Genomic DNA, 24,940 nt, shown 5'->3' on the forward strand with positions numbered 1-24,940 from the left:
GCGAAAAAACTACAAAATGTATAAGAAAGTAACAAAAAATTTGGAATGTTAATAAAAAAAAACAGCGTCAGATTTAGATCTTAAAAAATGATGTTTTTTTAAGCTAACTCATTGGTATATAATGATTTTAAATAAATTTTAAATTTTAGTTTTTTACCTGATTTTTTTTTGTCATCTTCGTCTTACGAGAAAGTTATCAACATAATATTGGTCGCTTATTGGAAATCAACTTATTAAGAATTTTAGAATGGAAAAAACGAGTACAAGTGTTTGGAATAATTGTCTTGCGATCATCAAAGACAATATACCTGCGCAAAGTTTTAAAACCTGGTTTGAGCCTGTGAAAGCAGTACGTTTGGAGGGTGACGTTTTGACTATTCAAGTACCTAGTTTATTTTTTTACGAATGGTTGGAAGAACACTATGTGGGTATCCTTCGTAAGACCGTAAAAAAGTTTTTAGGTGAGCAAGGTAGGTTGGAATACAATATCGTAGTAGAGAAGTCATCGGCTTCTATTCCTTACACAACGAATATTCCTTCTAATGGTAATGGAGCGGAAGGTAAGAAGCAATCTATACCTGTTCCAGTATCTTTAAATAAGGATATTAAAAATCCATTTGTTATTCCTGGATTGAAAAAATTACAGGTTGATCCGCAATTGAACCAAAACTATACATTCGATAATTTTATTGAAGGAGAATGTAACCGTCTTGCACGTTCTGCGGGCTTTGCTGTTGCAAACAAACCTGGTGGTACGTCATTCAACCCATTGATGATTTATGGGGCTGTAGGATTAGGCAAAACACACTTAGCGCAAGCTATTGGTAATGAGATCAAAAGAAATTTACCGGATAAGTTGGTGATTTATGTTTCCTGTGAGAAATTTTGTCAACAATTTGTAGATTCATTAAAGAACAATACCATTAATGATTTTGTGAATTTTTATCAAGCAATGGATGTTATCATTATGGATGATGTGCATAATTTTGCTGGTAAAGAAAAAACACAAGATATATTTTTCCATATCTTCAATCATTTGCACCAATCTGGTAAACAAGTTATCTTAACTTCCGATAAAGCTCCTAAAGACTTAGCAGGATTAGAAGAACGTTTATTAAGTCGTTTCAAATGGGGTCTTTCAGCTGATATTCAAATTCCCGATCTTGAAACTAGAATGGCAATCTTGAAAAAGAAAATGTATTCTGATGGCATTGAATTACCTGAAAATGTAGTTGAGTACGTTGCCAATCAAATTGATAACAGTGTTCGTGAATTAGAAGGAGCTATGGTATCTTTATTAGCCCAATCGACATTGAATAAAAAAGAGATTGATTTGAATTTAGCTAAATCAATGCTTAAGAATTTCGTTAAGAACACACATAAAGAAATATCAATGGAATTCATTCAAAAGCTTGTATGTGAGTATTTTGAAGTTCCTGTTGAAATGGTTAAATCAAAAGTTCGTAAAAGAGAAATTGTACAGGCAAGACAAATCTCCATGTATTTAGCCAAAAATCATACAAAATCTTCTTTAAAAACGATCGGTTCATTCTTTGGAGGAAGAGATCACTCTACAGTAATCTACGCTTGTCAGACAGTGGAAGATTTAATAGAAACAGATAAGAAATTTAAAACTTATGTAAATGACATTATGAAAAAGCTAAAAGCTTAATATCATTTTTTAAGTCTATACAATAAAAAAGGGATTCTAATATTAGAATCCCTTTTTTTATCCAAATGGATAATCTTATGAACAAGTTCTTTATTATTGTGTGTTATTTGATTCCTCTGTATTTTCTTTCTGCTCTTCTTGCACGGGTTTAGGAGCTACTTCTGGCACTACCTTAGCCGGTCTTTCTGTTACTACCTTTTTGAATAATTCTTTCTGGTCTTCTGTTAATAAAGCATTTACTTTAACATCTGCTTCAGCTTGCAATTTATTATATTGCTCCACCAATACTTCTTTAGTTGTGGTTGTATTTTCAAGTAATGCAGCTTCAGCTTTTGCTTGATCTAAAGTGATGGTGTAAGCTGCAGTTTTTTGCTCATCTGTTAAACTTAATTTTTGAGTTAGTTCTGTTGTTACTTGCGTAGCCTGCTCTTCTGGAGTAACCTGTTGTGCAAATGTTAAACTTAATGCTAAGAAAAATCCGATTCCTGTTAAAAATAATTTTTTCATGATTGCTATTTTTAGTTTAAATATTCAATTACTAAATTCTACAACTAAAACTCATGAGTTGACCCATTTATTGTATCAAACCTGTTACTTTAACAAATATTTAACAAATTATAACATTTAAAACATTGATAATTAGTATTATAAATAAAAAAGGTCCAACGGAAATATGTTGAACCTTTTTAGTTGTTTTTATTACTATCTAATCAATTATTTCTTTTGTCTTTGTTGTCTGCGCTGTTGCATTTCTTCTTGCATACGATCGTAAGACTTACTTTGTTCCGGATTTAAGAATGACTTGATCTTAGCATCAGTAGATTGTCGGACAGTTTTAATATTTTCAAATGCTGCTTTCCGATCGGTAGTATTTTTGAATATCTCCTGTTGCTTTTTGGATAGGTCCAATGCATATACATAAATTGAATCTTTTTGATTTTGTGACAGTTTTAGTTCTTTATCGAGTCTTTCAATCCTGTTTTTCGTCTGGTCTTCAGGAGATTGTTGCTGTCCGCCATTTCTTTGTTTTTCTTGAGCCATAACGGTGACACCCAATAGCATTAAAGTTGCTATTAAACCTGATTTTAAATTTTTCATAGCTTTTATATTAGTTTAACTATTATTTGGTTACCAAACAGTAACTAGTATAAAGACAAGCAATGCTTTGTTAAAGTTTAAACAAAATTAAAATTTAAGATTCATTAACACTTCTCTCACAGATGGATAGCAATTGTTGTTGTACGCTTTTGCTAATCGATTTGTCTTCGAAAGCAATTTCAATAGGAATATAAGCAACTGGTATATCATTTAGGATATTTAAAAATTCGGGGGTACGAATTCGTTGTGCATCCTTTTCTGTTGTAATGATTATTTTAGATCGATTCTTTATTTGTTCAAATCTTTGTCTAATGGTCAATATATCATTTCTAGTAAAAGCATGGTGATCTGAAAAAGCAAGATGCTCCATGTCATTTATAAGAGGTTTGAGGTACTTGATCAATGGTTTTGGATTAGCGATACCAGTAAGCAGTAAAACGGTTGTATTTGGTGTTATTTTAGCCTCCAGCTCATTGATGGAAATGAGGTCGCCATAAACTATGCTCGTAAAGTAAACATTTGTTACAGCGCTTTTGTGGATTAATTTATTTTTAATGAGCTCTTTTTCACTATCCGATGCATCGGAAGGTGTTTTAGTCACCACGAGCATATTTGCTCGTTTTGATTCTGCAGGAAGATCTCTAAAATTGCCCATTGGCAGTACAAACATGGGGTGCAGACAAGAACTGTATTCAAACAACAGTATGGAGAAAGTTGGTTTCAACCTGCGATGTTGAAAAGCATCATCGAGTACAATGACATCGTGGCTATTCATTAAAGTTTCTACACCAATACATCGGTCTTCACAGACAGAGACTGTGATATTAGGAAATTTGTTTTTGAATTGTAGAGGTTCGTCACCTACTTCGTCAGCTGTAGATGCAATATTGACATATTTAAACCCTTTAGTCTTACGTCCATATCCACGACTCAATGTAGCAACTCTATATTTATCTTTAAGGACTTGAATGATAAACTCAGTCATGGGACTTTTACCCGTACCTCCAACGGCAAGATTACCCACCACGATAGTTGGGATCGTATAATTATTGGACTTTATAATTTGTAAATCAAATAGTCTATTTCTAATCCAAATAACTATTCCATAAACTATTGAGAAAGGAAATAAGAGAAATCGCAGCTGCTTCATTTTACTTGCTGGTAATATTCAGTCCGATATCTGTAACCTCCAAGAGTGGATTATCTCGCATATTTTGTTCGAAAGTGAAATGATATAGACCTGTGTCAGGAAAGCTATAATCTTTATGGATAAGACTTCGCTTTGTATACAAAGAACCTGCAGTATTACCGGTCCACTTTCCATATGAATCGGCTAATTTAAGCTCTTTTTTGTAGGTGTAAAGCTTCGTGTTAGCACCTTTTTGATGCACTAAAATAAATAGGTTTGAGTAGGGGTAATGCGAGGTATGACGAACGTTTAACCATACATCATATTTTTTAGAAATATCTGAAATGTGAACATCAAAGGTTGGTTTATTAGCATGGGCCCACGCATTTTTATTAATATTTACATTTTCATCCATGATTGTATTTGAATCACATGAAACAAATAGTGATATCGTCATACAGCCTATTAGGAATGTACTTTTTTTCATTCTTATTTAAGTATATAATATTGGCGAGAATGTTCATCCTCGCCAATAATCGAAATCAACTTATTATTCTGCTGAAGGAGCAGTATTATTACCTTTATTTCTATTGTTTCTATTCTTATTAAACCTTCTTTTTGGCTTACTCACCACGCCCTCTTTATTTTGACTTGGAGGAGTGTTTTTATCAGTATTCACTGTTTTAGGCCCTTTTTCTTGTTTTTGTTGCGGTTTCTCGACTTTAGCTGGTTGCGCTTTAGCAACTTGCTCAGGAGCCACCTTTGCACGAACGTTGGGTTTTGATTTACTTTTACTACTTCTTTTTCTTTTATTTTTTTCGTCCAGACGTGTTAAGCTATCTTGGCCGACCACATTTTCGTAATCGTAATTAACAATTTTTTCTTCTTTGATTTCATCTTCTACTGTTGAAATCAACTCGTCAACTTTAATACCCTGTTTATTTTTTTCGATAAGTTCTTTCACTTGATCCACAGGTAACGGTATCCAATTTTCAGCTCCAGGGTAAGAGAACCACATCATTTTTTTGAAAATGTCTGTTTTCTGCAAATATGCATTACCCTTAGTTGTCTCGATACGATCGATATTATTTGGTATGTCTTTTAAAGCATCCATATAACTATCCAGTTCGTAGTTCAAGCAACATTTCAATTTACCACATTGACCCGCTAATTTTAGGGTATTGAGGGATAGGTTTCTGATATCTTGCTGCAGACGTAGAGACAGTTTTAAAATCTGTCAGCCAGGTAGAGCAGCATAATTCACGACCACAAGAGCCAATACCGCCTAGGCGACTTGCTTCTTGCCTCATTCCTATCTGTCGCATCTCAATGCGGATACGGAAAGATTCCGCCATTCTTTTGATCAATTCACGGAAATCCACACGACCTTCAGCCGTATAGTAGAACGTCGCCTTAGTCTTATCACCTTGATAGTCTACATCCGATATTTTCATAGAAAGACCTAATTCTAAAGCTAGATTTCTAGCCTTATGCATGGTCTCCCATTCCAAATCTTTGGCGATATTGAATTTTTCAACATCAGCCTCTGTAGGTTTGCGATAGATTTTCTTGGTGACACTTTCTAAACTTACATTGTTTTTCTTCAACTGTAAGCGAACCAATTCTCCCGTAAGAGAAACATGTCCAATATCATATCCGCCTGTAGTAGGTTCTACAGCAACCATTTCACCAATTTCTAAATATAAATTGTCAGAATTGATAAAGAAATCCTTTCGAGATCCTTTAAATCGAACTTCTACAATGTCAAAAGGTTTATAGTTGGATGGCATATCCATATCAGATAGCCAGTCATATACATCTAATTTATTACATCCGCTAGTCATGCAAGAGCCATTATTTTGGCAACCTGCTGGAGTACCGCCCACTGTCGTCGTACTTCCACAACCTCCGCCGGATGAGCAACTGCCACATCCCATAGTTTTCTATATATATTGAGTTCCTTTCGGAAACGTTTGGTATTTAAACATTAATACTAATTGCAAAGATAAATCTAAAAATAATATTTTAGGATTTGCATTTCTTTCAACACTATAATGTGTTGACTCAAACAAATTGATTGTTTCTTCAATTTGTTCGAGGGTATAATGAACAGCAAACTTGTTTACAAAATCAAGTTCTTGAGCAGGAAGGAACACTAAGCTGGATAGGTCTTGTTTTATTAAAACGATTTGACGCATGATATTAATGGCATACATTAAAAATGTCTTCTGGTTTTCTCGACCTAGCTTTGCAATTTCGTCTTCACAGATGCTGATAATATTTAGACCCGAATCTTGAACAATAAGGCGCAACCACTTAACCAGTAAAATAAAATGGTTATTGGTGTTGAGATTAATCATATTGATTGCCTCTTGTAGGTTGCCATCTGCTATAAAAGCAATTTCCCTAGCTTCTTGTTCTTCGAGTTGTTTGTTTTCTATTAAATATGACGTAATCGCTTGATGGCTTAACTTATTGATTTTTATAAGTTGCGTTCTAGAAATAATCGTGTTCAATATTTTATCTTGATTTTCAGCAACCAAAAGAAACAATGTTTTTTCTGGAGGTTCTTCGATCAATTTTAAGAGTGCATTACCTTCTTTTTCCAAATATTCAGGTAACCACATAATCAATACCTTGTATTCAGCCTCAAAAGATTTTAAACTTAATTTTTTGATTATTTCATGTGCTTCAGCAATATTGATATTGACTTGTTTATTTTCTGCATCCAATTGTTGGCGCCAGTTTTCTAAACTCAAGTATGGATTGTCCAAAAAAGCTTTACGCCAATTTTCCATAAATGTAGCCGCATTATCCTCCTTATGTTTTGCAATAAATGGATAAGAAAAATGTAGATCAGGGTGAATCAGTTTAGCATATTTGCGACAAGAAGGGCAAATGGCGCAACTATCACTTTCCAGCTTATTTTCGCAGTTTATAAATTGTGCGTAAGCCAAAGCTAAAGCCAATGAGCCAGATCCTTCAGGTCCCAAAAACAACTGAGCATGGCTAACACGGTTTTCACGAACTGTGCTAATCAAATGAGCTTTAACTAAATCATGTCCAATTATTTCCTTAAATTGCATATACTACTCCTAGTCTATACAAATGTAATAAATTATAGACAGCATTTATTTATAAACAAAATATAAATGCCTGAAATTTGCTTTTTTTTATTGAATTTCAATTGTTTAGTAGCGTGAATAACGATTCAATAGCGAATGCTATTTTTCCACTATTTGCATATCTAGCGTTTAAAAATGTAGATTCTTTTGCGTAATATTGCAGATATAATTCATAATTTTAGGAAATGAGATTTATAGTATCCACATCGATTTTATTAAAACAACTTCAAGCTATTAATGGCGCTTCAAGTAGTAGTACAGTTCTACCTATTTTAGAGAACTTTCTTTTTGAAATAAAAGACAATACGTTGACAATTTCTGCTACAGATCTGCAGACTAGTATGGTCACGTCATTGCAAATTGAGGCTAAAGAAGAAGGAAAAGTAGCGATGCCTTCTAAAATTCTAATCGAAACATTAAAGACATTGCCAGATCAACCTGTTGCTTTTTTCGTCGATAACAATACATTGGCGATAGAAATTAGTGCAGGAGATGGAAAATATAAATTGAGTGGTGAAAATCCTGAGGATTTCCCTAAGATTCCTGTAATCGACAATGCGCACACGGTTAATATGCCTGCTCCAATATTAGCAGAAGCGATTAGTAAGACTATTTTTGCGGTTAGTAATGATGAATTGAGACCAGCGATGTCAGGTGTATTGGTACAGTTGGGCGATAAATCGGTTACTTTTGTATCAACAGATGCACATAAATTAGTGCGTTATAGACGTTCCGATATTGGAGTAGAAAAACCTGCTTCATTAATCCTACCTAAAAAAGCATTGTCTTTATTAAAGTCGTCTCTACCTTCTGAAGATATTAATGTTTCTATTGAATATAATTCAACAAATGCATTTTTCAGTTTTGGTAATATCAATCTAATTTGTCGTTTGATTGATGAACGTTACCCTGACTATGAAGCTGTAATTCCTCAAGTGAATCCGAATAAGCTAACTGTTGATCGCCTATTATTCTTAAATACACTGCGTCGCGTAGTTATTTTTGCTAATAAAACAACGCACCAAGTACGTTTAAAGATTTCGGGTAGTGAATTGAATATCTCAGCCGAAGACTTGGATTTTTCTAATGAAGCACATGAGCGTTTAGGTTGTCAATTTGAAGGTGAAGATATGGAAATTGGCTTCAACGCTAAATTTTTAGTGGAGATGTTGAATAATCTAGCTAGTGAAGAAGTCGTGATAGAGATGAGTACGGCTAACCGTGCAGGCTTATTGATTCCGGCTGTAGCTGATGAGAATGAAGATATATTAATGCTGGTTATGCCGGTTATGTTAAATAACATTGGTTAATTCGAGCAGATTTGGACGTTATAGCGCATATTATAGATTTTGTTCTTCATATTGATAAGCATTTACTAGAAATTGTAAATGATTATAAAACGTGGACCTATCTCATCTTATTCCTGATTATTTTTGTTGAGACTGGTATTGTTGTGATGCCATTCTTACCAGGAGATTCTTTACTTTTTGCAGCAGGTATGTTAGCAGCACAACCTAATGAACTCAATGTCTGGTTGATGATTGTTATTTTATTGGTGGCAGCGATATCTGGAGATTCACTTAATTATTCCATCGGTAAACGCTTTGGCATGCAGATAACCAAGTTTAAGCTTTTTGGTAAGCAGGTTATTAAGGACGAACAGATTCAGAAGACACATTCGTTCTATGAAAAATATGGAAGTAAAACAATTGTAATTGCTCGATTTGTACCTATCGTTAGAACTTTAGCTCCATTTGTTGGAGGAATCGGTAAAATGAATTATGGTACTTTCATTACCTATAATGTCATAGGTGCACTTCTTTGGGTAATTGGGATTACACTGGCAGGTTATTTCTTAGGGAATATACCCATTATAAGAGATAATTTTTCAAAAGTCGTACTGTTAATCATTTTAGTATCGGTGTTACCGATAGTGTACGAAGTGATAAAAGAAAAAATTAAAAGAAAAAAGGAAGCTTAAGAGCTTCCTTTTTTTATGGCTATCATCTTTTTATCGTTAAAACGATGCAGTTATAATATCTAATTCAACTGAATTCAATTGATTTAGATATTATTCAAGTTCATTTCAAATGGAAATCATCACAACACTGATTGACTTTATTTTACATATCGATAAGCACTTGCTTCAAATCGTTCATGAATATGCAGGATGGACTTACCTTGTTTTATTTTTAATTGTGTTTTCAGAAACGGGGTTGGTTATCGCACCATTTTTACCTGGAGATTCTGTTTTGTTTGCATTGGGAGCCATTATTGCCAGACCAGAGAGCGGCTTGTCCTTGGTTTTATTTTGGCTTGTACTAGTTTCGGCAGCGGTGCTGGGTGATTTTGTAAACTATGAAGTGGGCAAATACTTTGGACATAAAGTCTTTAAGCCCGATGCTAAAATTTTTAGATCTGCTTATTTAGAGCGAACCCAAGCATTTTACCTAAAGCATGGTACAAGGACTATTGTTTACGCTCGTTTTGTCCCTATTGTTCGCACATTTGCACCATTTGTCGCAGGGATATCCCATATGCCCTATCGAAAATTTGGTGCTTATAATATCTTAGGAGGTTTTTTATGGGTAACCTTATTTCTATTAACAGGATATTACTTTGGACAAATTTCATTTATCAGCAATAATTTCTCCCTAGTAGTACTATTCGTGATTTTGATTAGTATAGCACCTGTTTTGGTACAGGCGATAATCAGTAAAAAATCAAAATCGGTCTAAACCTATTATCTTTTTTAAAGTCTATTTTGACTTAAACAAATTTACATGAAGTATCAGCTCGTTATTTTTCTCAGTTTATTATTTTCATTTTCATCAGCACAAGTGCGATTAGAAAAAAAGCAGGCTAAGGCTGCTTTTGAACATTTAAATGATATTCGTAAAAAACCCGAAAAATTTAAAAAGAAACTTGGACTATTCAATTTGAATAAGGTGACCAGAAAACAATTGAACTGGAATAATCAATTAGCAAAAGTTGCGGAAGCCCGAGCAAAGGATATGGCAAAGCGCAATTATTTTGACCACGTAAATCCAGATGGCAAAGGACCAAATTATTACATTCAAAAATCCGGATATAAGTTAAATCCAAATTGGTTGAAAAATAAAAAAGCAAATAATTTCGAATCTATTGCTTGGAATTGGCCAACGGCCAAAGCTGGTATAGAAGGACTGATAATAGGGAAGGAAGCACCTGGTTATTATCATAGAAAGCATTTATTGGGGATGGATGAGTGGAATTCTTCTTTATATGATATCGGAATTGGTTTTGTTACAGTAGGGAAGAAGGGCAAGCAAGAAAGTTATTTATGCGTTATTATTGCCAAGCATGATTCGTAAAATAAGCAATTTATAGTCTTGATACTATGCATTATTGGAATGTTTCTTACCTTTGCATATGATAAAATCAATGACAGGATACGGCACTGCTGTAAAAGACAATGGAAAAGTTAAGTACAGCGTTGAGATTAAATCCTTGAATTCTAAATTTCTTGAACTGAATTTGCGTTTACCTAAAGCAGTTTCAGATAAGGAATTAACTTTGCGTACAGAGTGTAGCAAGCTTATCGAGCGCGGTAAGGTCAATCTGTATGTCAACGTTGAATATACTGATCAAACGGCAAAAGCATCTACTATAAATGCCGATTTGTTAAAAAAATACTATACCCAATTACAGCAAATTGCATTTGAGTTAGGAGATAAGCAAGTTTCCCTATTTCAGATGGCTCTTAATATGCCAGAAGTAATCGCTAATAATGATGGCGAGGTTGACGAAGAAGAATCTAAACTGTTATTGGAAGCTTTTTATGCTGCGGTAGAACAATTTAATATTTTCAGAGCTGATGAAGGAGCTGTTCTTTCACAAGATTTAACGAGTAGAGTAGAATTGATTTTAAGCTATTTAACTGAAGTTGAGGCTGTTGAAATGGATCGTATTCCTTTGATACGCGAACGTATCAATCATTATTTAGAGGAGTCTGTGGGCAAGGAAAACGTCGATAAGAATCGCTTTGAACAAGAATTGATTTATTATATTGATAAATTGGATATTACAGAAGAGAAGGTACGCTTGCGCTCGCATTGTAGTTATTTTCAAAAAGCATTAACAGCATCTGATTCTAATGGTAAGAAATTAGGGTTTATATCCCAAGAAATGGGAAGAGAGATCAATACTTTGGGCTCTAAAGCCAATCACGCTGGAATTCAACAGATCGTGGTAAAAATGAAAGAAGAATTAGAAAAAATTAAAGAGCAATTGCTCAATGTATTATAAGGATGGCAGGTAAGTTAATTATATTCTCAGCGCCATCGGGTGCCGGTAAAACAACAATCGTAAAAAATTTATTAGGTAAGCATAGTGACAAACTGGAATTTTCCATTTCGGCTAGCACACGTGAGCCTCGTGGAGAAGAGGTAGACGGTAAAGATTACTACTTTATCTCTAAGGAAAGTTTTCTTCATAAAATTGCAAAACAAGAATTCATCGAATTTGAAGAGGTATACGCAGGTACATTTTATGGCACTTTGCGTTCGGAAGTAGAGCGTATATGGGCAAAAGGTAAACATGTTATTTTTGATATCGATGTTATAGGTGGTCTTCGTTTACGTTCAAAATTTCCAGATGAGGCCTTATCTATCTTTGTACAGCCACCTTCCTTAGAAGTTTTAAAAGACCGTCTTCGTGGTAGAGGAACCGATTCTGAAGAAAAATTGCAGGAACGATTTGCAAAAGCAGAAACAGAAAACTATCCTATGCAGATAAATTTGATGTGATCTTAAAAAATTATGATTTGGATGTTGCTGTTGTAGAGGCGGAAAAATTAGTAATGGATTTTCTTAATAAATAGTAATGGCTAGAGTAGGTTTGTTCTTTGGGTCTTTTAATCCTGTTCATGTGGGGCATCTGATTATTGCCAACTATATGGCCAATTATACAGCGTTGGATGAAGTCTGGTTCGTGGTTTCTCCACAAAATCCATTTAAGAAGAAGGAAAGCCTGGGGAATATGTATGACCGGTTAGAAATGGTCAATTTAGCCATAGAAGATACTGAAAACCTAAAGGCTAGTGCTATTGAATTCGGATTACCACAGCCATCATATACCATAGATACCTTGACACATTTGGCTGAGAAGTATCCGCTACATGAATTTGTTTTGATTATGGGTGAAGATATTTTAGAAACTTTTACGAAGTGGAAAAATTATGAGGTCATCTTACGAGATTATCATGTATACGTATATCCAAGACCAAATTACAATGGTGGAGCTCTGAAAGAAAATCCTGCTATTACCATGACCGAAACACCCATGATGGAACTGTCATCAACTTTTCTGAGGAAGGCTGTTAAAGAGGGTAAAAATATAAAATTTTATACACCAGATAAAGTCGTTGATTTTATTGAAAAGAAAGGGCTATACTCGTAAACCATAACGGTTAACAGGCTCCTATTGTACACAGATTAAGGCTTAATGAAGAGACCTATTTTATAAAATAGGTCTCTTTCTGTTTTGAGATAGTTAGCGTCCCATCCAGCCTCCATCTACGGTCAGTATAGTGCCATGTACATAGTCAGAAGCCTGCGAGCTCAGGAATAAAGCAGGACCTTTGAAATCCTGTGGTTCACCCCATCTAGCAGCTGGAATCCGAGCTAATATAGAGGACGATCTTTCAGGATCCTCGCGTAGTGCCTCTGTATTGTCTGTGGCGATATAACCTGGTGCGATTGCATTTACATTGACTCCCTTTGAAGCCCACTCATTTGCAAAAGCTTTTGTTAAAGAAGCAATTGCCCCTTTAGAAGCGGCATATCCGGGTACATTTATTCCTCCTTGGAAAGAGAGTAACGATGCTGTGAAAACTACTTTTCCTGTTCCACGTGAAATCATATCTTTGCCTATTTCTCTTGTCAATATAAATTGTGCATTTTGATTGATTTCGATGATTTCATCCCAATATTCATCCGGATGTTCGGCTGCTGGTTTACGTAAAATATTACCCGCATTGTTCAGGAGTATATCGATTATTGGATGATCCGCTTTAACGTGATTGATAAAGGTATAAAGGGCCTCTCTGTTCGAAAAATCACATTGGTAGGCATGAAATTTTCGACCTAAGGATTCGATGGATTTTTGAATGGCCGAATTTTCTAATTCCAGAGTTGCCGAAACGCCAATAATATCAGCCCCAGCTTCTGCTAAAGCCTCTGCCATGGCTTTACCGATACCCCTTTTGCAACCCGTTACTAAAGCGATTTTTCCTGTTAAATCAAATGATTGTAGTATTGACATTATTTTTTATAACTAATGGTTAGTGGTTTTTGTACCTGTTCAGACGCTTGTTCTAAATATTTTTTCCAGGCGTCCATGCTTTGTATCTTTCCTGCTTTATTAAATGCCGCTCCCATATAATAAGTCAATGTTTGATTGTTTTTTGCCGTTATATTCCATAAAAATTGAGTAGGAGTATCAATAAATGTATTCCTGCTATTGGGGAATATTAAAGCAGTTCCGGTAATATTACCTTTCATTTCAGGCTCCCAATACGCGAAAAAATTCGCCTTTTTATCGCTGAAAGTATTGGGGTCGGTTTCTTTACGTTTGGCAATTCCGATGACAATCGGTGTTAAAGCTGCTGTTGCATTATAAATATTTAAGCTAACTTTACTAAGCTGGCTTTCTGCATCAATGGATATTTCTTTTTCAATGGTTATACCATGACCTTTTATTTCCTGAGGTTCATAAATTAATTTAAAGGTAGAGCGTAGCGGTCCATTATCTAAAACTTTATATTGACGGTAATGCTTCGTGTATTGTACATGATTGTCAAAATACAGGGCGATATCGCCAACACCTAGTGTTTGCCCTACTGAATAGTAATCTAGTCCTTTACCATGGTCATGATGGTAGTCATCTGTTTTATACCATTCGTCAATCACTAACTCGTCTGTACGCTTTGACCAATAATCAAACCCTTGCGCATCCTCCGAAGTACCTTCCAAAGCCTTACCATAGGCACGGAAAGCCACAACATTATTTTCCCAAGCAAAATCATCTTTGCGTTCGGGAACATAGCGTGCGAAAGTTTTATTTTTCACTTGCATCTGGTTAGCGGCAGAGACAGCTAGTTTTAACGTTCCTTTAGGGGCTATTTGTACAGCAATCAAGATATTCTGCGGACTGGTTTCACCATGCATTTCCAATTGGTAAACAAGTGGTTTTTTAGAATCTTGGTCTACTATTGAAAAATTGTTATCCCTTAAGCCAAAATGATTTTTAAATTTTTCAAACGGAATGCTCACCACTTCTTTTCTTTCAAAGGAAGAGGGGCTGTTAATCTGTACAGTATTGCTATTCTGGGCAGATAAACTCGATGTGACACCCAGTAAAATAGCTGTAGATAGGAATGATTTCATGTTAATTTATTTTAGATCTGTTATTGCAGATTTGTCCATATCGTCATAATCTAGATTTTCACCAGCCATTCCCCAGATAAAGGTATAATTACTTGTTCCTGCTCCAGCGTGAATAGACCAAGGAGGAGAAATCACGGCTTGTTCATTTTTCATCCAGATATGTCGTGTTTCATCTACCGGTCCCATAAAATGAGAGACGGCTTGCCCTTCAGGCACTTCAAAATAAAAGTAAACTTCCATACGTCGGTCATGAGTATGCGCTGGCATCGTATTCCAAACAGAAACCGGGTTTAAGCTCGGTCATTCCCATTTGCAATTGACAAGTATCTACAATCTTATTGAGAAGCATTTGGTTGATCGTTCTGTGGTTGGCCGTTTCAAGAGATCCTAATTCAATTTTGTTTGCAGACTCTTTTGTTACCTTCTTAGTAGGAAAGCTTTGGTGGGCAGGAGTGGAGTTTAAATAGAATTTTGCAGGGTTCGCAGCATTTTTGCTGCTAAAATAGACGTTCTCAACTCCTTTTCCGATATATAATGCTTCTTTATAGTCTAAATCATAAGTAGTTCCGTCTACTTCCACCTGACCTGATGCACCTACGTTGATAATCCCTAACTCTCTTCGGCTTAGGAAGTAGGGCTCTTTTAATAAGGCTGGAATAGTTTCCAATTTTATTTTTCCTGAAACGGGCATTGCTCCGCCGGCCATATAACGGTCATAGTGTGTATAGGTAAAATTAACTTGATCAGCTTCAAAAATATTTTCAATCAAAAAATTATCTCTTAAAGACTTTGTGTCAAGTGTTTTACATTCATTTGGGCTAATTGCATAGCGGGATTCATAATTCGTTTTCATATCTAAGCGTATTTAAGAAATATGCTAAAAATAAGATATTAATAAATCATAAGCCACAATAATCTTCGCAATCGATATCGAAAAAACTAAATGAATAGTGCGATGATATAAGACCATACAGCTGTTGTAAATAGGCTGAGTATAATTCCTATTCCTATAATGAGGTTGATCAACTTGGTGTTTAATCTGAACTGCTGTACGACCATACTTGCTGTAATTAGTGTTGGCATAGCTGCCTCCATGATACTTACACGGGCTATATCCCCTTTTACCCCAAGTGCCAAAGCTGCAATTAGAACCAAAGCAGGAGCCAACATCAATTTATAGATTAGGGTCATTGAAATCTGGGTGATCTCGCGCTTCATACCTTTAAATTGTAGCTGCAAACCAACGGAAAATAATGCCAATGGAGCAACTGTCGACGCAATTTTATCAAAAAAAGGTTCGGTCATACTCATATCGATATATTTCCCCAAAACTAGTGCGAGTATACAGGCAATAAAAGGAGGAAATGTCACCAATCTTTTTATTAGAGCAGTGACTTTAATGCCTTCAGTATTGCTTCGGTCTCCTTTAATGGCACAAATAATACCCACGGTAGCTAGAAGCATGAAGTTTACCTGATCGCAAATGATTGCAATGCTCAGGTTTTGCTCGCCATAATACGCAATGATTAAGGGGAAACCAATAAATGAAGTGTTACTATATGCTGATGATAATTCTAATGTACTTCTTGATCGTTGGCTATAGCCTTTATAACGACAATATAATTCCATGAAGATCCAACTTCCTGCAACAACAAGTATAGGCGATAATACTGGGAAGAAAAGCTGCGTGCTCCAGCTAATTTGTGGGATGTATTTGAAAGATACTGCAGGCAGAGCAATGTATAATACCCAAATATTAATACTTTTTGAAGCATTTTCAGGAATTAATTTGAAATGCTTAAATAGCATTCCAGCGCAAATACAGAATATAATAAGGATAAAATTGACCATTTTGAATTGGAAAACGATATGAACTGGCGAAGATAATCAAAAGTGAAATCTACTTTTTATATTATTTTATTTTAATCAAACCATAGCATGTGCTTGCTTTATTTTCATCTCCGAAACAACTTCATATTTGGCAGCTACCAATTCCCTATATAATAGAGAATTTATAGGGGTATAACAGGGGGTTAGTAGGGGGTTAATAGGGGTATACCCTTATTAACCCCCTACTAACCCTAAATAAAGCCAGTCTTAAACCAAATTTAATGAATAATCTAATAACTATTTGTTCTTAAGTTTAAGTATATGTAATGGAATCGTTGACTTAAAAAAACAAGCTTGACTTCTTTTTTTTGTATAAATAGAAAAGCATTGGCTTAAAAACTAACGCTTTTCTATTTTTCTTACTAAATTAGCATCATGACAAAGAAAAAACCAACCATATTGGTCGTAAATGATGATGGCATTACTGCACCAGGTATCAAAGTTTTGATTGAAGAAATGCAAAAGATTGGACATGTTGTCGTAGTTGCGCCAGATAGTCCACAATCGGGCATGGGGCACGCTATTACCATAGGACGACCTTTGCGCTTGGATCGTATTGATTTGTATGAAGGTGTTGAGATGTATAAATGTTCTGGAACTCCAGTAGACTGCGTTAAATTGGCCGTTAATAAAATATTTAAAGGCCGTAAGCCAGATGTATGTGTTTCCGGAATTAATCATGGATTGAACCATTCCATCAATGTGTTATATTCAGGAACTATGTCTGCTGCGGTAGAAGGTGCCATTGAGGGGATTCCATCGATCGGCTTTTCTTTAGACAACTTTGCCTATAATGCAGATTTTTCACATTGTAGACCTTATCTAATTTCTATTACACAGCAAGTACTGGTTAATGGACTACCTAAAGGTTCATTGTTGAATGTAAATTTCCCTAATGATGCCGATATCAAGGGGATAAAAATATGTCGCCAAGCTGGTGGTCATTATGTTGAGGAATTTGATGAGCGTATCGATCCGCATAATCGTGATTATTATTGGATGACCGGAAAATTCGAATTGGAAGATCGTGGTGAGGACACAGATTCATTTGCTTTAAGTAATGGTTATGTTGCTATTGTACCCACTCAATTTGATATGACAGCTCATCATGTTATTCCAGAATTAAATTCTTGGGGATTTGATGTTTAAGATGAAGAACAATTTAGGCCTCGGTATTTTGATGGGAGCAATAGCGCCTCTCATCGCTTATTTACTTGCTACTTACACAGGACTTACTGATACATTGGCCCCCGAAAAGCCAATGCTGGTGTATGTTATTGCAGTATTCATAAATTTTGTAGCACTACGTTTTCTATTTAAGCGAGAGCAAGATGCCTTGGCGAAGGGAATATTGGTAGCAACTTTTGCGGCTTCTATTCTGTATATATTAACACAAAGATTATCCATATGAAATTGACATTGGGTTTTTCACCTTGTCCGAACGATACTTTTATTTTTGATGCACTTATCCATCATAAGGTAGATACAGAAGGGCTGGACTTCGATATTGTCTATGAAGACGTCGAAACTTTAAATCTTAAGGCCTTCAGAGGCGATTTGGATGTTACAAAGCTAAGCTACCATGCTTTTGCATATGCTGTTGAAGATTACGAACTGCTGGACGCTGGTAGTGCACTTGGTTTCGGAGTCGGGCCAATGTTGATCACAAAGGATGCGAATTTGGCAACAATGCTTCAGGAAAAATTAAGTTCTGGAGATTCATTAACAACGGAGTTAGAGCAATTGCGAGTCGGTTACCCAGGTAAGTATACAACCGCTCATTTTTTATTGGGCTTAGCATTTCCAGAATTGAAGAATAAGCAGGAACTTGTTTTTTCTGAAATAGAAAGTTCTTTACTAGCTGGGGATATCGATTTAGGATTGATTATTCATGAAAATCGTTTCACCTATCAAGAAAAAGGATTATTCAAGGTGGTTGATTTAGGTGATTACTGGGAAAAAACGACAAATTGTCCTATTCCTTTGGGGGGGATTGTCGTGAAAAGAAGCCTACCAACCGAAATTAAAGTAAAATTGAATCGTATATTACGAGCGAGTGTTGAATATGCTTTTGCAAATCCTACATCAGGACTGGAGTTTATCAAGTCTCATGCGCAAGAAATGAGCACTGAAGTGATGTATAAACACATTGAACTTTATGTCAATAAATATTCTGTAGAACTTGGGAAAGAGGGGCGTTCTGCTATTGAAATGATGTTTAATAAGGCTCAGGATATGGGCTTTATCCCTAAAACGGATAAGAATTTGTTTTTGTCATAAAAAATAGTAAAAAAAATATATATAGTGTGTTAGATATGATATCTAATAACTAAATTTGCCCGATTAGTGTCAATTTGTCTGCAATTTTAGTTTGGAGTCATTATTGAATGAAAGTCATAAATTGAGATAGAAAAGAATATTATGTTAAAATTTTTAAGTAAATTATTTGGAAGTAAATCCGAGCGAGATATTAAGGGTGTTCAGCCAATTGTAGAAAAAATAAAATCGGAATACGAGCAGCTAGCATCACTAAGTGATGATGAATTGCGTGGTAAAACGGCTGATTTCAAAAATAGAATAAAAGGATATTTAGCAGATATTGATCAGGAAATTTCTTCTCTTAAGGCCGAAGCTGATGCTGATGACATCGATATGTCACAAAAAACAGCCATCTATGAAAACGCAGATAAATTATCTAAAGAACGTGATAAAAAATTAGAAGAGGTTTTGAAGGATATTTTACCAGAGGCTTTCGCTGTGGTAAAAGAAACTGCAAGACGTCTGACAGAAAATAAACAATTGGTCGTTACAGCGAATGACTTTGACAGAGAGATTGCCGCTCAAAAACAAAATGTTGTGATTGAAGGCGATCAAGCTACATGGAAAAATGTTTGGTTGGCAGCAGGCTCTGAAGTGGTTTGGAACATGGTGCATTATGATGTACAATTGATTGGTGGTATTGTATTGCACCAAGGTAAAATTGCACAGATGGCAACGGGTGAGGGTAAAACTTTAGTGGGTACACTTCCAACATACTTAAACGCGTTAGCTGGAAATGGTGTTCATATCGTTACGGTGAATGATTATCTAGCTCGTCGTGACTCGGAGTGGAATGCACCATTATTTGAATTTCACGGTATGAGTGTCGATTGTATCGATAAGCATCAGCCAAATTCGCCACAACGTCGTAAAGCATATGCTTCTGACATTGTTTATGGTACCAATAATGAGTTTGGATTTGATTATTTACGTGATAACATGACACAAACACCTGAGGCATTGGTGCAAGGAAAGTTGCATTTTGCTATGGTGGATGAGGTCGATTCAGTTTTAATTGATGATGCACGTACACCTTTGATTATTTCAGGACCAATACCTCGTGGTGACCAACATGAATTTTACCAATTAAAACCTCGTATCGAGCGTTTGGTGAATGCACAAAAGGCATATATCAATACCGTATTAAATGAGGCTAAAAAAGCTGTAAAGGCAGGCGATATCGACCCAGAGAAAGGTGGATTAGCTTTATTTAGAGCTTACCGCGGTTTACCAAAAAACAAAGCATTAATTAAATATTTAAGTGAAGATAATCACCGTCAGATTTTGCAAAAAGTTGAAAATTACTATATGCAAGAGCAGAATAAAAATATGCCTAAAGCTGATGAGGAATTATACTTTGTAATTGATGAGAAAAATAATCAAGTAGAATTAACGGAGAAAGGAATCGAATTGATCACTGCATCCGGTGAAGATACTTCGTTTTTCATTTTACCTGATGTGGGTTCTGAAATCGCTGATATTGAAAAAGCTGATATCCCTTTAGAAGAGAAAGCAACACGTAAGGAAGAATTATTGCGTGACTATTCGATTAAAGCGGAACGTATCCACTCTATTAATCAGTTATTGAAGGCATATACGTTATTTGAAAATGACGTTGAATATATTGTTGACGAAGGAAAAGTAAAAATTGTAGATGAGCAGACGGGTCGTATCATGGATGGTCGTCGTTACTCAGATGGTTTGCATCAAGCAATTGAGGCAAAAGAGAATGTGAAAGTAGAAGATGCTACACAAACTTATGCGACCATTACGTTACAAAATTACTTCCGTATGTATCACAAACTTGCGGGTATGACGGGAACAGCATCTACTGAGGCAGGCGAGCTTTGGGAAATTTATAAATTGGATGTTGTCGAGATTCCGACAAACCGCGTTGCTTTACGTGATGACCGTCAGGATTTCATTTATCGTACCGCCCGTGAAAAATACAACGCTGTAGCAGAAGAAATTCAGAAATTGACAGAAGCAGGTAGACCAGTATTAGTGGGTACTACATCGGTAGAGATTTCGGAATTGTTAAGTCGTATGCTACAATTGCGTAAAGTGAAGCATAATGTATTAAACGCGAAGTTACACCAAAAAGAAGCGGATATCGTTGCAGAAGCGGGTCAACCGGGACAAGTAACCATCGCTACAAATATGGCGGGTCGTGGAACGGATATTAAATTAAGCGATGAAGTGAAGGCTGCTGGTGGTTTAGCGATCATTGGTACAGAGCGTCACGAATCTCGTCGTGTTGACCGTCAGTTACGTGGTCGTGCAGGCCGTCAAGGAGATCCAGGATCGTCTCAATTCTTCGTATCTTTGGAAGATAATCTAATGCGTTTATTTGCATCAGAGCGAATCTCTAACATCATGGTGAAAATGGGTGTTGAAGAAGGCGAAGTGATGCAACATAGCATGTTGACCAAATCTATTGAAAGAGCGCAACGTAAGGTAGAAGAAAACAACTTTGGTATTCGTAAGCGTCTATTGGAATATGATGACGTGATGAACTCACAACGTACTGTTATCTATACGAAACGTAAAAATGCCTTATTCGGAGAGCGTTTAGATGTTGATTTGAATAACATGATTTTTGATGTTGTTGAAGAGATTGTCGCAGATGCTAAAGAAGGTGGTTCTTATGAAGATCTTCAGATTGAAGTAATCCGCATATTTGCTGTTAATCCAGAAATTTCGGAAGAAGAATTTACAAATACAAAAATAGAAGCGTTAACAGATCGTTTATTCGAACAGATCATAAATGCTTATCATCATAAAGTGAATACTGTTGCTGCTCATACTATTCCTGTATTACAGAATGTATTTGCAGAGCGCGGTTCAGTTGTAGAAAATGTTGTTATTCCTTTCTCTGATGGCCTTCGTGGCATCCAAGTTGCTACAAATTTAAAGAAGGCAATCGAAACAGAAGGAAGAGAAGTTTTCAAATCATTTGAAAAAGGTATTGTCTTAGCTTTAATTGATGAAGCTTGGAAAGAACATTTACGCGAAATGGATGATTTGAAGCAATCTGTACAAAATGCAGTTTACGAACAAAAGGATCCGATCATCATTTATAAGATGGAAGCATTCAATCTGTTCAAGTCTATGTTAGCGGAAATGAACAAGGATATTGTTAGCTTTATTTTCAAAGGAGAAATTCCAGGACAAAATATGCAAAGTATTCCTGAGCGTTCTGTGCAGGCACCTCAAGTTCAGGTGAAAGCAACAAAAGCAGAGTTGGAATCTCCTATAGGAGTAAGTGCTGAAGATATAGACACACGTGATCTAGGACCTAGTCAACCTGTTCGCAATGAACATGAAATTGGTCGTAATGACGATTGTCCATGTGGTTCTGGTAAAAAATATAAAAACTGTCATGGCGCAAATAGCTAGGCCGTATTTAAATAAATAAATTACAATGTTTAAGATAGGATTGATAGTTGTTTTTGCTTTAGTGAGTTTTACTTTTTCAAAAGTAAGCGCGCAAGAGAATGAAAATGTAGTTATTATGAAAGATTCATTAATAACAATTTTGCAACATTATCGAGCAAATATGGGTATCAATCCTGTCGAGAACAAACCTGTAGCAGTATCTAGCAAACCTCCAGTACGAAGCGCGGCTACGCGTACGACAGTGAGGGGCTTTAGGGTTCAAATTTTTGCAGGTAGTGATCGTAATGCTGCTTTCTCAGAGCAGTCACGATTCAGAAGCATGTATAAAGACATTGATACCTATGTCAATTATGATGAGCCCAATTATCGGGTCAAAGTAGGCGATTTTAGGAGCCGATCTGAAGCAAATAATTTCATGAATTTGCTGCGTCAACAATTTAAAAACGTATTCGTATTCTCGGAAAACGTTTTTGTTTACCAATAATCTTATTAAAATGGCAAGTATTAAAGAAAAAGTTAATGCCTTAGCCCAACAGTTTTTTCAAGAGACGGTTCAAATGAGGAGACATCTTCATCAGCACCCCGAACTTTCTTTTGAGGAGTATCATACTTCGGCATACGTCAAATCCGTGTTGAATGATATGGGTATTTCCTATCAGGAGATGGCTGATACAGGCATTGTGGCTTATATTAAAGGAGATCTCACCTCTGATGAGGTAATCGCTTTACGGGCCGATATGGATGCATTACCTATTCAAGAGGTAGCCGGTAGAAGCTATGGTTTCTCAAAATCCGGGAGTCATGCATGCCTGTGGTCATGATGTACATACTTCATCTTTGTTGGGCGTCGCCAAGATTTTACATGCATTGAAAACGGAGTATGGAGGAGTTGTCAAATTGATTTTCCAACCGGGAGAAGAACGTCTTCCAGGTGGTGCTTCTATCATGATTAAAGAAGGTGTGTTGCAGAATCCTGCTCCTTCAGCAATCATTGGCCAACACGTCATGCCTTTTATTGAGGCAGGAAAGGTGGGCTTTAGAGCTGGTAAATATATGGCATCCTGTGATGAGCTGTTTATGACAGTGAAAGGAAAGGGAGGGCATGGTGCTCATCCACACCAGAATATTGATCCAATCGTGATTACCGCACATATTATTACGGCTCTTCAACAAATTACAAGCCGATTTGCAGATCCTAGGATACCTACAGTTCTTTCTTTTGGTAAGATCAGTGCAAATGGTGCCACAAATGTCATTCCTGACGAAGTTTACCTGGAGGGTACCTTCCGTACCTTTGACGAAGAATGGCGTGCTGAGGCGCATGAAAAGATGATTAAAATGGCAACCGGTATGGCGGAGAGTATGGGAGCAACATGTGATTTTGATGTCCGTAAGGGGTACCCATTTTTAATCAACAATCCGGAGTTGACGATGGCGGCCCGTGGTTTTGCAGAAGAATACTTGGGAAAGGAGCACGTATTGGATCTGGAGCTATGGCCTGCGGCGGAAGATTTTTCCTACTATTCACAAGAGATTGATGCATGTTTCTATCGTTTGGGTACAGGAAATAAATCCAAAGGTATTCAATCTGCGGTGCATACCGCAACTTTTGATGTTGATGAAGATGCCCTATTGGTAAGTATTGGCTTGATGGCTTATATGACTTTAAGACGTTTAGGATATTAAGATTATGTCATCACATCATATTGTTAGGGAACGGCAAGAGCCCGCCCTATTGATAACAGATATCTATAGTATTGACATCGATCTGGTCGGTCAGATCTTAGAATGGTCTCCAACCATCATTACAGATATTGATTCCTATGAAGCGGTTACTTCACAGAACTATAAAGTGGACGTTATTTTTACAAATAAGTTAATTGACCTACCACAGGAACATGTGAAGAGTGTTTTTTTTGAAACGAATTATGTAGAGGCGGCGTTGCGCTACCTGGTACAAGAAGGCTATAGCGCGGTTAATATTTTAGGTGGAGGTGTTGATAAAACCGTTTTGGAGCAGTTCGCGAAAAAAATAGATATTGTCTGGTTACGCGATGATAAAAGGACGATTTTTGTTCAGTCCGGTTTTCAAAAATGGATGCCAGCGGGAGATGAGCTCATTATAGAATCTACCTTAAACGAGTTAGAATTGGAGGGAGTGGCGTTGATTTCGGAGAATAAATACAAGACCATAAAAGATGGATTTTTCAAAATAAAATTCTCGAATTCTAAATTTTGTTTACTGACAGAAAAAATATGAATACCTTAAATATCGCATATGCTGAAATAAGCGAAGCAGAACTGATCAGTGAAATTGGGAAGAAAAGCTATTGGGAAACTTATCCATCAATTTTAACAGCCGAGCAAATTGACTTTATGCTGAATAAGAATTACACGATGGAGGCCATTAAAACTTTGATGGGGAGTGGGCAAGATTTTTATGTACTATATGAGGATTCAGTTGCAATGGGTTTTGTCGCTGTTCAGGTGAAAGAGCAGACAATCTTGCGGATAGAAAAACTTTATCTTCTGTCGGCGGCCAAGGGCAAAGGATACGGAAAAAGATTGTTAGATTTTGCCGCTCAATTGGGCAAGTCAAGAGATCTGCTGAAATTGGAACTCAATGTGAACCGTAGCAATCCCGCTTATCATTTTTATTTAAAACAAGGTTTTTTAGTGACAGAAACCGTTGATATTCCTTATTACGATTATGTTCTGGATGACTATGTCATGCAGAAAGCGCTACAGCATTAGTCCTTTCTGATTGCCATTAGTCCTGAGTTTTCGGTATAAAAGGATTAATAGCCTACATAAGTACCTTTATAATAAAATAGTAACAAATAAATTTGCATTTATATCTGCGCAATTATATTGCGAATCA

The 24,940-nt window shown here is 36.1% G+C and carries 22 protein-coding genes and 4 pseudogenes; 16 read left to right on the forward strand and 10 right to left on the reverse strand.

Annotated elements, in window-relative coordinates; translation table 11 throughout:
• Positions 1-247 precede the first annotated feature (247 nt).
• Positions 248-1,672, forward strand: coding sequence for a chromosomal replication initiator protein DnaA (gene dnaA / locus ACFX5U_RS22185; RefSeq protein ID WP_038695013.1), 1,425 nt, complete (start codon positions 248-250; stop codon positions 1,670-1,672).
• Between the two features lie 93 nt (positions 1,673-1,765).
• Here the strand turns inward: dnaA and ACFX5U_RS22190 are convergent, their stop codons facing one another.
• From ACFX5U_RS22190 to ACFX5U_RS22215, 6 genes and pseudogenes are all read right to left on the reverse strand, one after another.
• Positions 1,766-2,179, reverse strand: a complete 414-nt coding sequence (locus ACFX5U_RS22190) for a hypothetical protein (protein WP_051959708.1) — start codon at positions 2,177-2,179, stop codon at positions 1,766-1,768.
• 207 nt (positions 2,180-2,386) lie between these two features.
• On the reverse strand, positions 2,387-2,770 hold the full coding sequence (locus tag ACFX5U_RS22195; protein WP_038695014.1) for a hypothetical protein: 384 nt from the start codon (positions 2,768-2,770) through the stop codon (positions 2,387-2,389).
• Between the two features lie 94 nt (positions 2,771-2,864).
• Positions 2,865-3,920, reverse strand: a complete 1,056-nt coding sequence (gene lpxK / locus ACFX5U_RS22200; protein ID WP_400262156.1) for a tetraacyldisaccharide 4'-kinase — start codon at positions 3,918-3,920, stop codon at positions 2,865-2,867.
• Position 3,921: 1 nt separating this feature from the next.
• Entirely contained in the window at positions 3,922-4,386 is a 465-nt protein-coding gene (locus tag ACFX5U_RS22205; RefSeq protein WP_400262157.1) for a gliding motility lipoprotein GldH, read from the reverse strand.
• Positions 4,387-4,449: 63 nt separating this feature from the next.
• Positions 4,450-5,743, reverse strand: a pseudogene (locus ACFX5U_RS22210) (stage 0 sporulation family protein).
• Positions 5,744-5,842: 99 nt separating this feature from the next.
• Complete coding sequence (locus tag ACFX5U_RS22215) at positions 5,843-6,985, reverse strand: ATP-binding protein (protein WP_400262158.1); 1,143 nt, start codon at positions 6,983-6,985, stop codon at positions 5,843-5,845.
• Positions 6,986-7,209: 224 nt separating this feature from the next.
• Here ACFX5U_RS22215 and dnaN point away from each other — a divergent pair, with 224 nt between their 5' ends.
• The 7 genes and pseudogenes from dnaN to nadD all read left to right on the forward strand — a co-directional run bounded on the left by dnaN (position 7,210) and on the right by nadD (position 12,463).
• Complete coding sequence (dnaN, locus tag ACFX5U_RS22220) at positions 7,210-8,334, forward strand: DNA polymerase III subunit beta (protein WP_038695021.1); 1,125 nt, start codon at positions 7,210-7,212, stop codon at positions 8,332-8,334.
• Between the two features lie 11 nt (positions 8,335-8,345).
• Positions 8,346-9,005 (forward strand): DedA family protein, encoded by a 660-nt coding sequence (locus ACFX5U_RS22225; RefSeq protein WP_038695023.1) that lies wholly within the window; start codon positions 8,346-8,348, stop codon positions 9,003-9,005.
• A 109-nt stretch (positions 9,006-9,114) separates the two neighbouring features.
• Positions 9,115-9,762: a DedA family protein gene (locus ACFX5U_RS22230; protein ID WP_400262159.1), complete on the forward strand. Its 648-nt coding sequence runs from the start codon at positions 9,115-9,117 to the stop codon at positions 9,760-9,762.
• 45 nt (positions 9,763-9,807) lie between these two features.
• Positions 9,808-10,377 (forward strand): CAP domain-containing protein, encoded by a 570-nt coding sequence (locus ACFX5U_RS22235; RefSeq protein WP_280571386.1) that lies wholly within the window; start codon positions 9,808-9,810, stop codon positions 10,375-10,377.
• Between the two features lie 58 nt (positions 10,378-10,435).
• Positions 10,436-11,311 carry a YicC/YloC family endoribonuclease gene (locus ACFX5U_RS22240; protein ID WP_081918274.1) on the forward strand — a complete coding sequence of 292 codons (876 nt, stop codon included), beginning with the start codon at positions 10,436-10,438 and terminating at the stop codon, positions 11,309-11,311.
• Positions 11,312-11,313: 2 nt separating this feature from the next.
• Positions 11,314-11,885 (forward strand): annotated as a pseudogene (gmk, locus tag ACFX5U_RS22245) (guanylate kinase).
• A 2-nt stretch (positions 11,886-11,887) separates the two neighbouring features.
• A complete protein-coding gene (gene nadD / locus ACFX5U_RS22250) occupies positions 11,888-12,463 on the forward strand; it encodes a nicotinate (nicotinamide) nucleotide adenylyltransferase (protein ID WP_038695033.1) in 576 nt (191 codons plus the stop codon).
• 93 nt (positions 12,464-12,556) lie between these two features.
• On the opposite strand, the gene ACFX5U_RS22255 is transcribed toward nadD, so the two are convergent.
• The 4 genes and pseudogenes from ACFX5U_RS22255 to ACFX5U_RS22270 form a co-directional block, all read right to left on the reverse strand.
• Complete coding sequence (locus ACFX5U_RS22255; protein WP_400262160.1) at positions 12,557-13,327, reverse strand: SDR family NAD(P)-dependent oxidoreductase; 771 nt, start codon at positions 13,325-13,327, stop codon at positions 12,557-12,559.
• Positions 13,327-14,451: a DUF4861 family protein gene (locus ACFX5U_RS22260; RefSeq protein WP_038695037.1), complete on the reverse strand. Its 1,125-nt coding sequence runs from the start codon at positions 14,449-14,451 to the stop codon at positions 13,327-13,329. The genes ACFX5U_RS22255 and ACFX5U_RS22260 overlap by 1 nt, the downstream gene beginning before the upstream one ends.
• Positions 14,452-14,457: 6 nt before the next feature.
• A pseudogene (kduI, locus tag ACFX5U_RS22265) lies at positions 14,458-15,304 on the reverse strand (5-dehydro-4-deoxy-D-glucuronate isomerase).
• An 86-nt stretch (positions 15,305-15,390) separates the two neighbouring features.
• Positions 15,391-16,302, reverse strand: a complete 912-nt coding sequence (locus ACFX5U_RS22270; protein WP_400262161.1) for an AEC family transporter — start codon at positions 16,300-16,302, stop codon at positions 15,391-15,393.
• A gap of 414 nt (positions 16,303-16,716) precedes the next feature.
• On the opposite strand from ACFX5U_RS22270, the gene surE reads away from it, so the two are divergent.
• The 8 genes and pseudogenes from surE (at position 16,717) to ACFX5U_RS22310 (ending at position 24,813) form a co-directional block, all read left to right on the forward strand.
• On the forward strand, positions 16,717-17,490 hold the full coding sequence (gene surE, locus ACFX5U_RS22275) for a 5'/3'-nucleotidase SurE (RefSeq protein WP_400262162.1): 774 nt from the start codon (positions 16,717-16,719) through the stop codon (positions 17,488-17,490).
• 1 nt (position 17,491) lies between these two features.
• Entirely contained in the window at positions 17,492-17,752 is a 261-nt protein-coding gene (locus ACFX5U_RS22280; RefSeq protein WP_400262163.1) for a hypothetical protein, read from the forward strand.
• Positions 17,749-18,621, forward strand: coding sequence for a menaquinone biosynthesis family protein (locus ACFX5U_RS22285; RefSeq protein WP_400262164.1), 873 nt, complete (start codon positions 17,749-17,751; stop codon positions 18,619-18,621). The genes ACFX5U_RS22280 and ACFX5U_RS22285 overlap by 4 nt, the downstream gene beginning before the upstream one ends.
• Before the next feature lie 141 nt (positions 18,622-18,762).
• Positions 18,763-22,059: a preprotein translocase subunit SecA gene (secA, locus tag ACFX5U_RS22290; protein WP_400262165.1), complete on the forward strand. Its 3,297-nt coding sequence runs from the start codon at positions 18,763-18,765 to the stop codon at positions 22,057-22,059.
• A gap of 25 nt (positions 22,060-22,084) precedes the next feature.
• The gene (locus tag ACFX5U_RS22295; protein WP_280571379.1) at positions 22,085-22,543 is read left to right on the forward strand and encodes an SPOR domain-containing protein; all 459 of its coding nucleotides are present in this window, start codon (positions 22,085-22,087) and stop codon (positions 22,541-22,543) included.
• Positions 22,544-22,553: 10 nt separating this feature from the next.
• Positions 22,554-23,745, forward strand: a pseudogene (locus tag ACFX5U_RS22300) (M20 family metallopeptidase).
• Between the two features lie 4 nt (positions 23,746-23,749).
• Complete coding sequence (locus ACFX5U_RS22305) at positions 23,750-24,319, forward strand: thiamine diphosphokinase (protein ID WP_400262166.1); 570 nt, start codon at positions 23,750-23,752, stop codon at positions 24,317-24,319.
• Positions 24,316-24,813, forward strand: a complete 498-nt coding sequence (locus ACFX5U_RS22310) for a GNAT family N-acetyltransferase (RefSeq protein ID WP_400262167.1) — start codon at positions 24,316-24,318, stop codon at positions 24,811-24,813. The genes ACFX5U_RS22305 and ACFX5U_RS22310 overlap by 4 nt, the downstream gene beginning before the upstream one ends.
• The last annotated feature ends 127 nt before the right edge of the window (positions 24,814-24,940 follow it).

Source organism: Sphingobacterium sp. SG20118 (assembly GCF_044740685.1).
Taxonomy (GTDB): domain Bacteria; phylum Bacteroidota; class Bacteroidia; order Sphingobacteriales; family Sphingobacteriaceae; genus Sphingobacterium.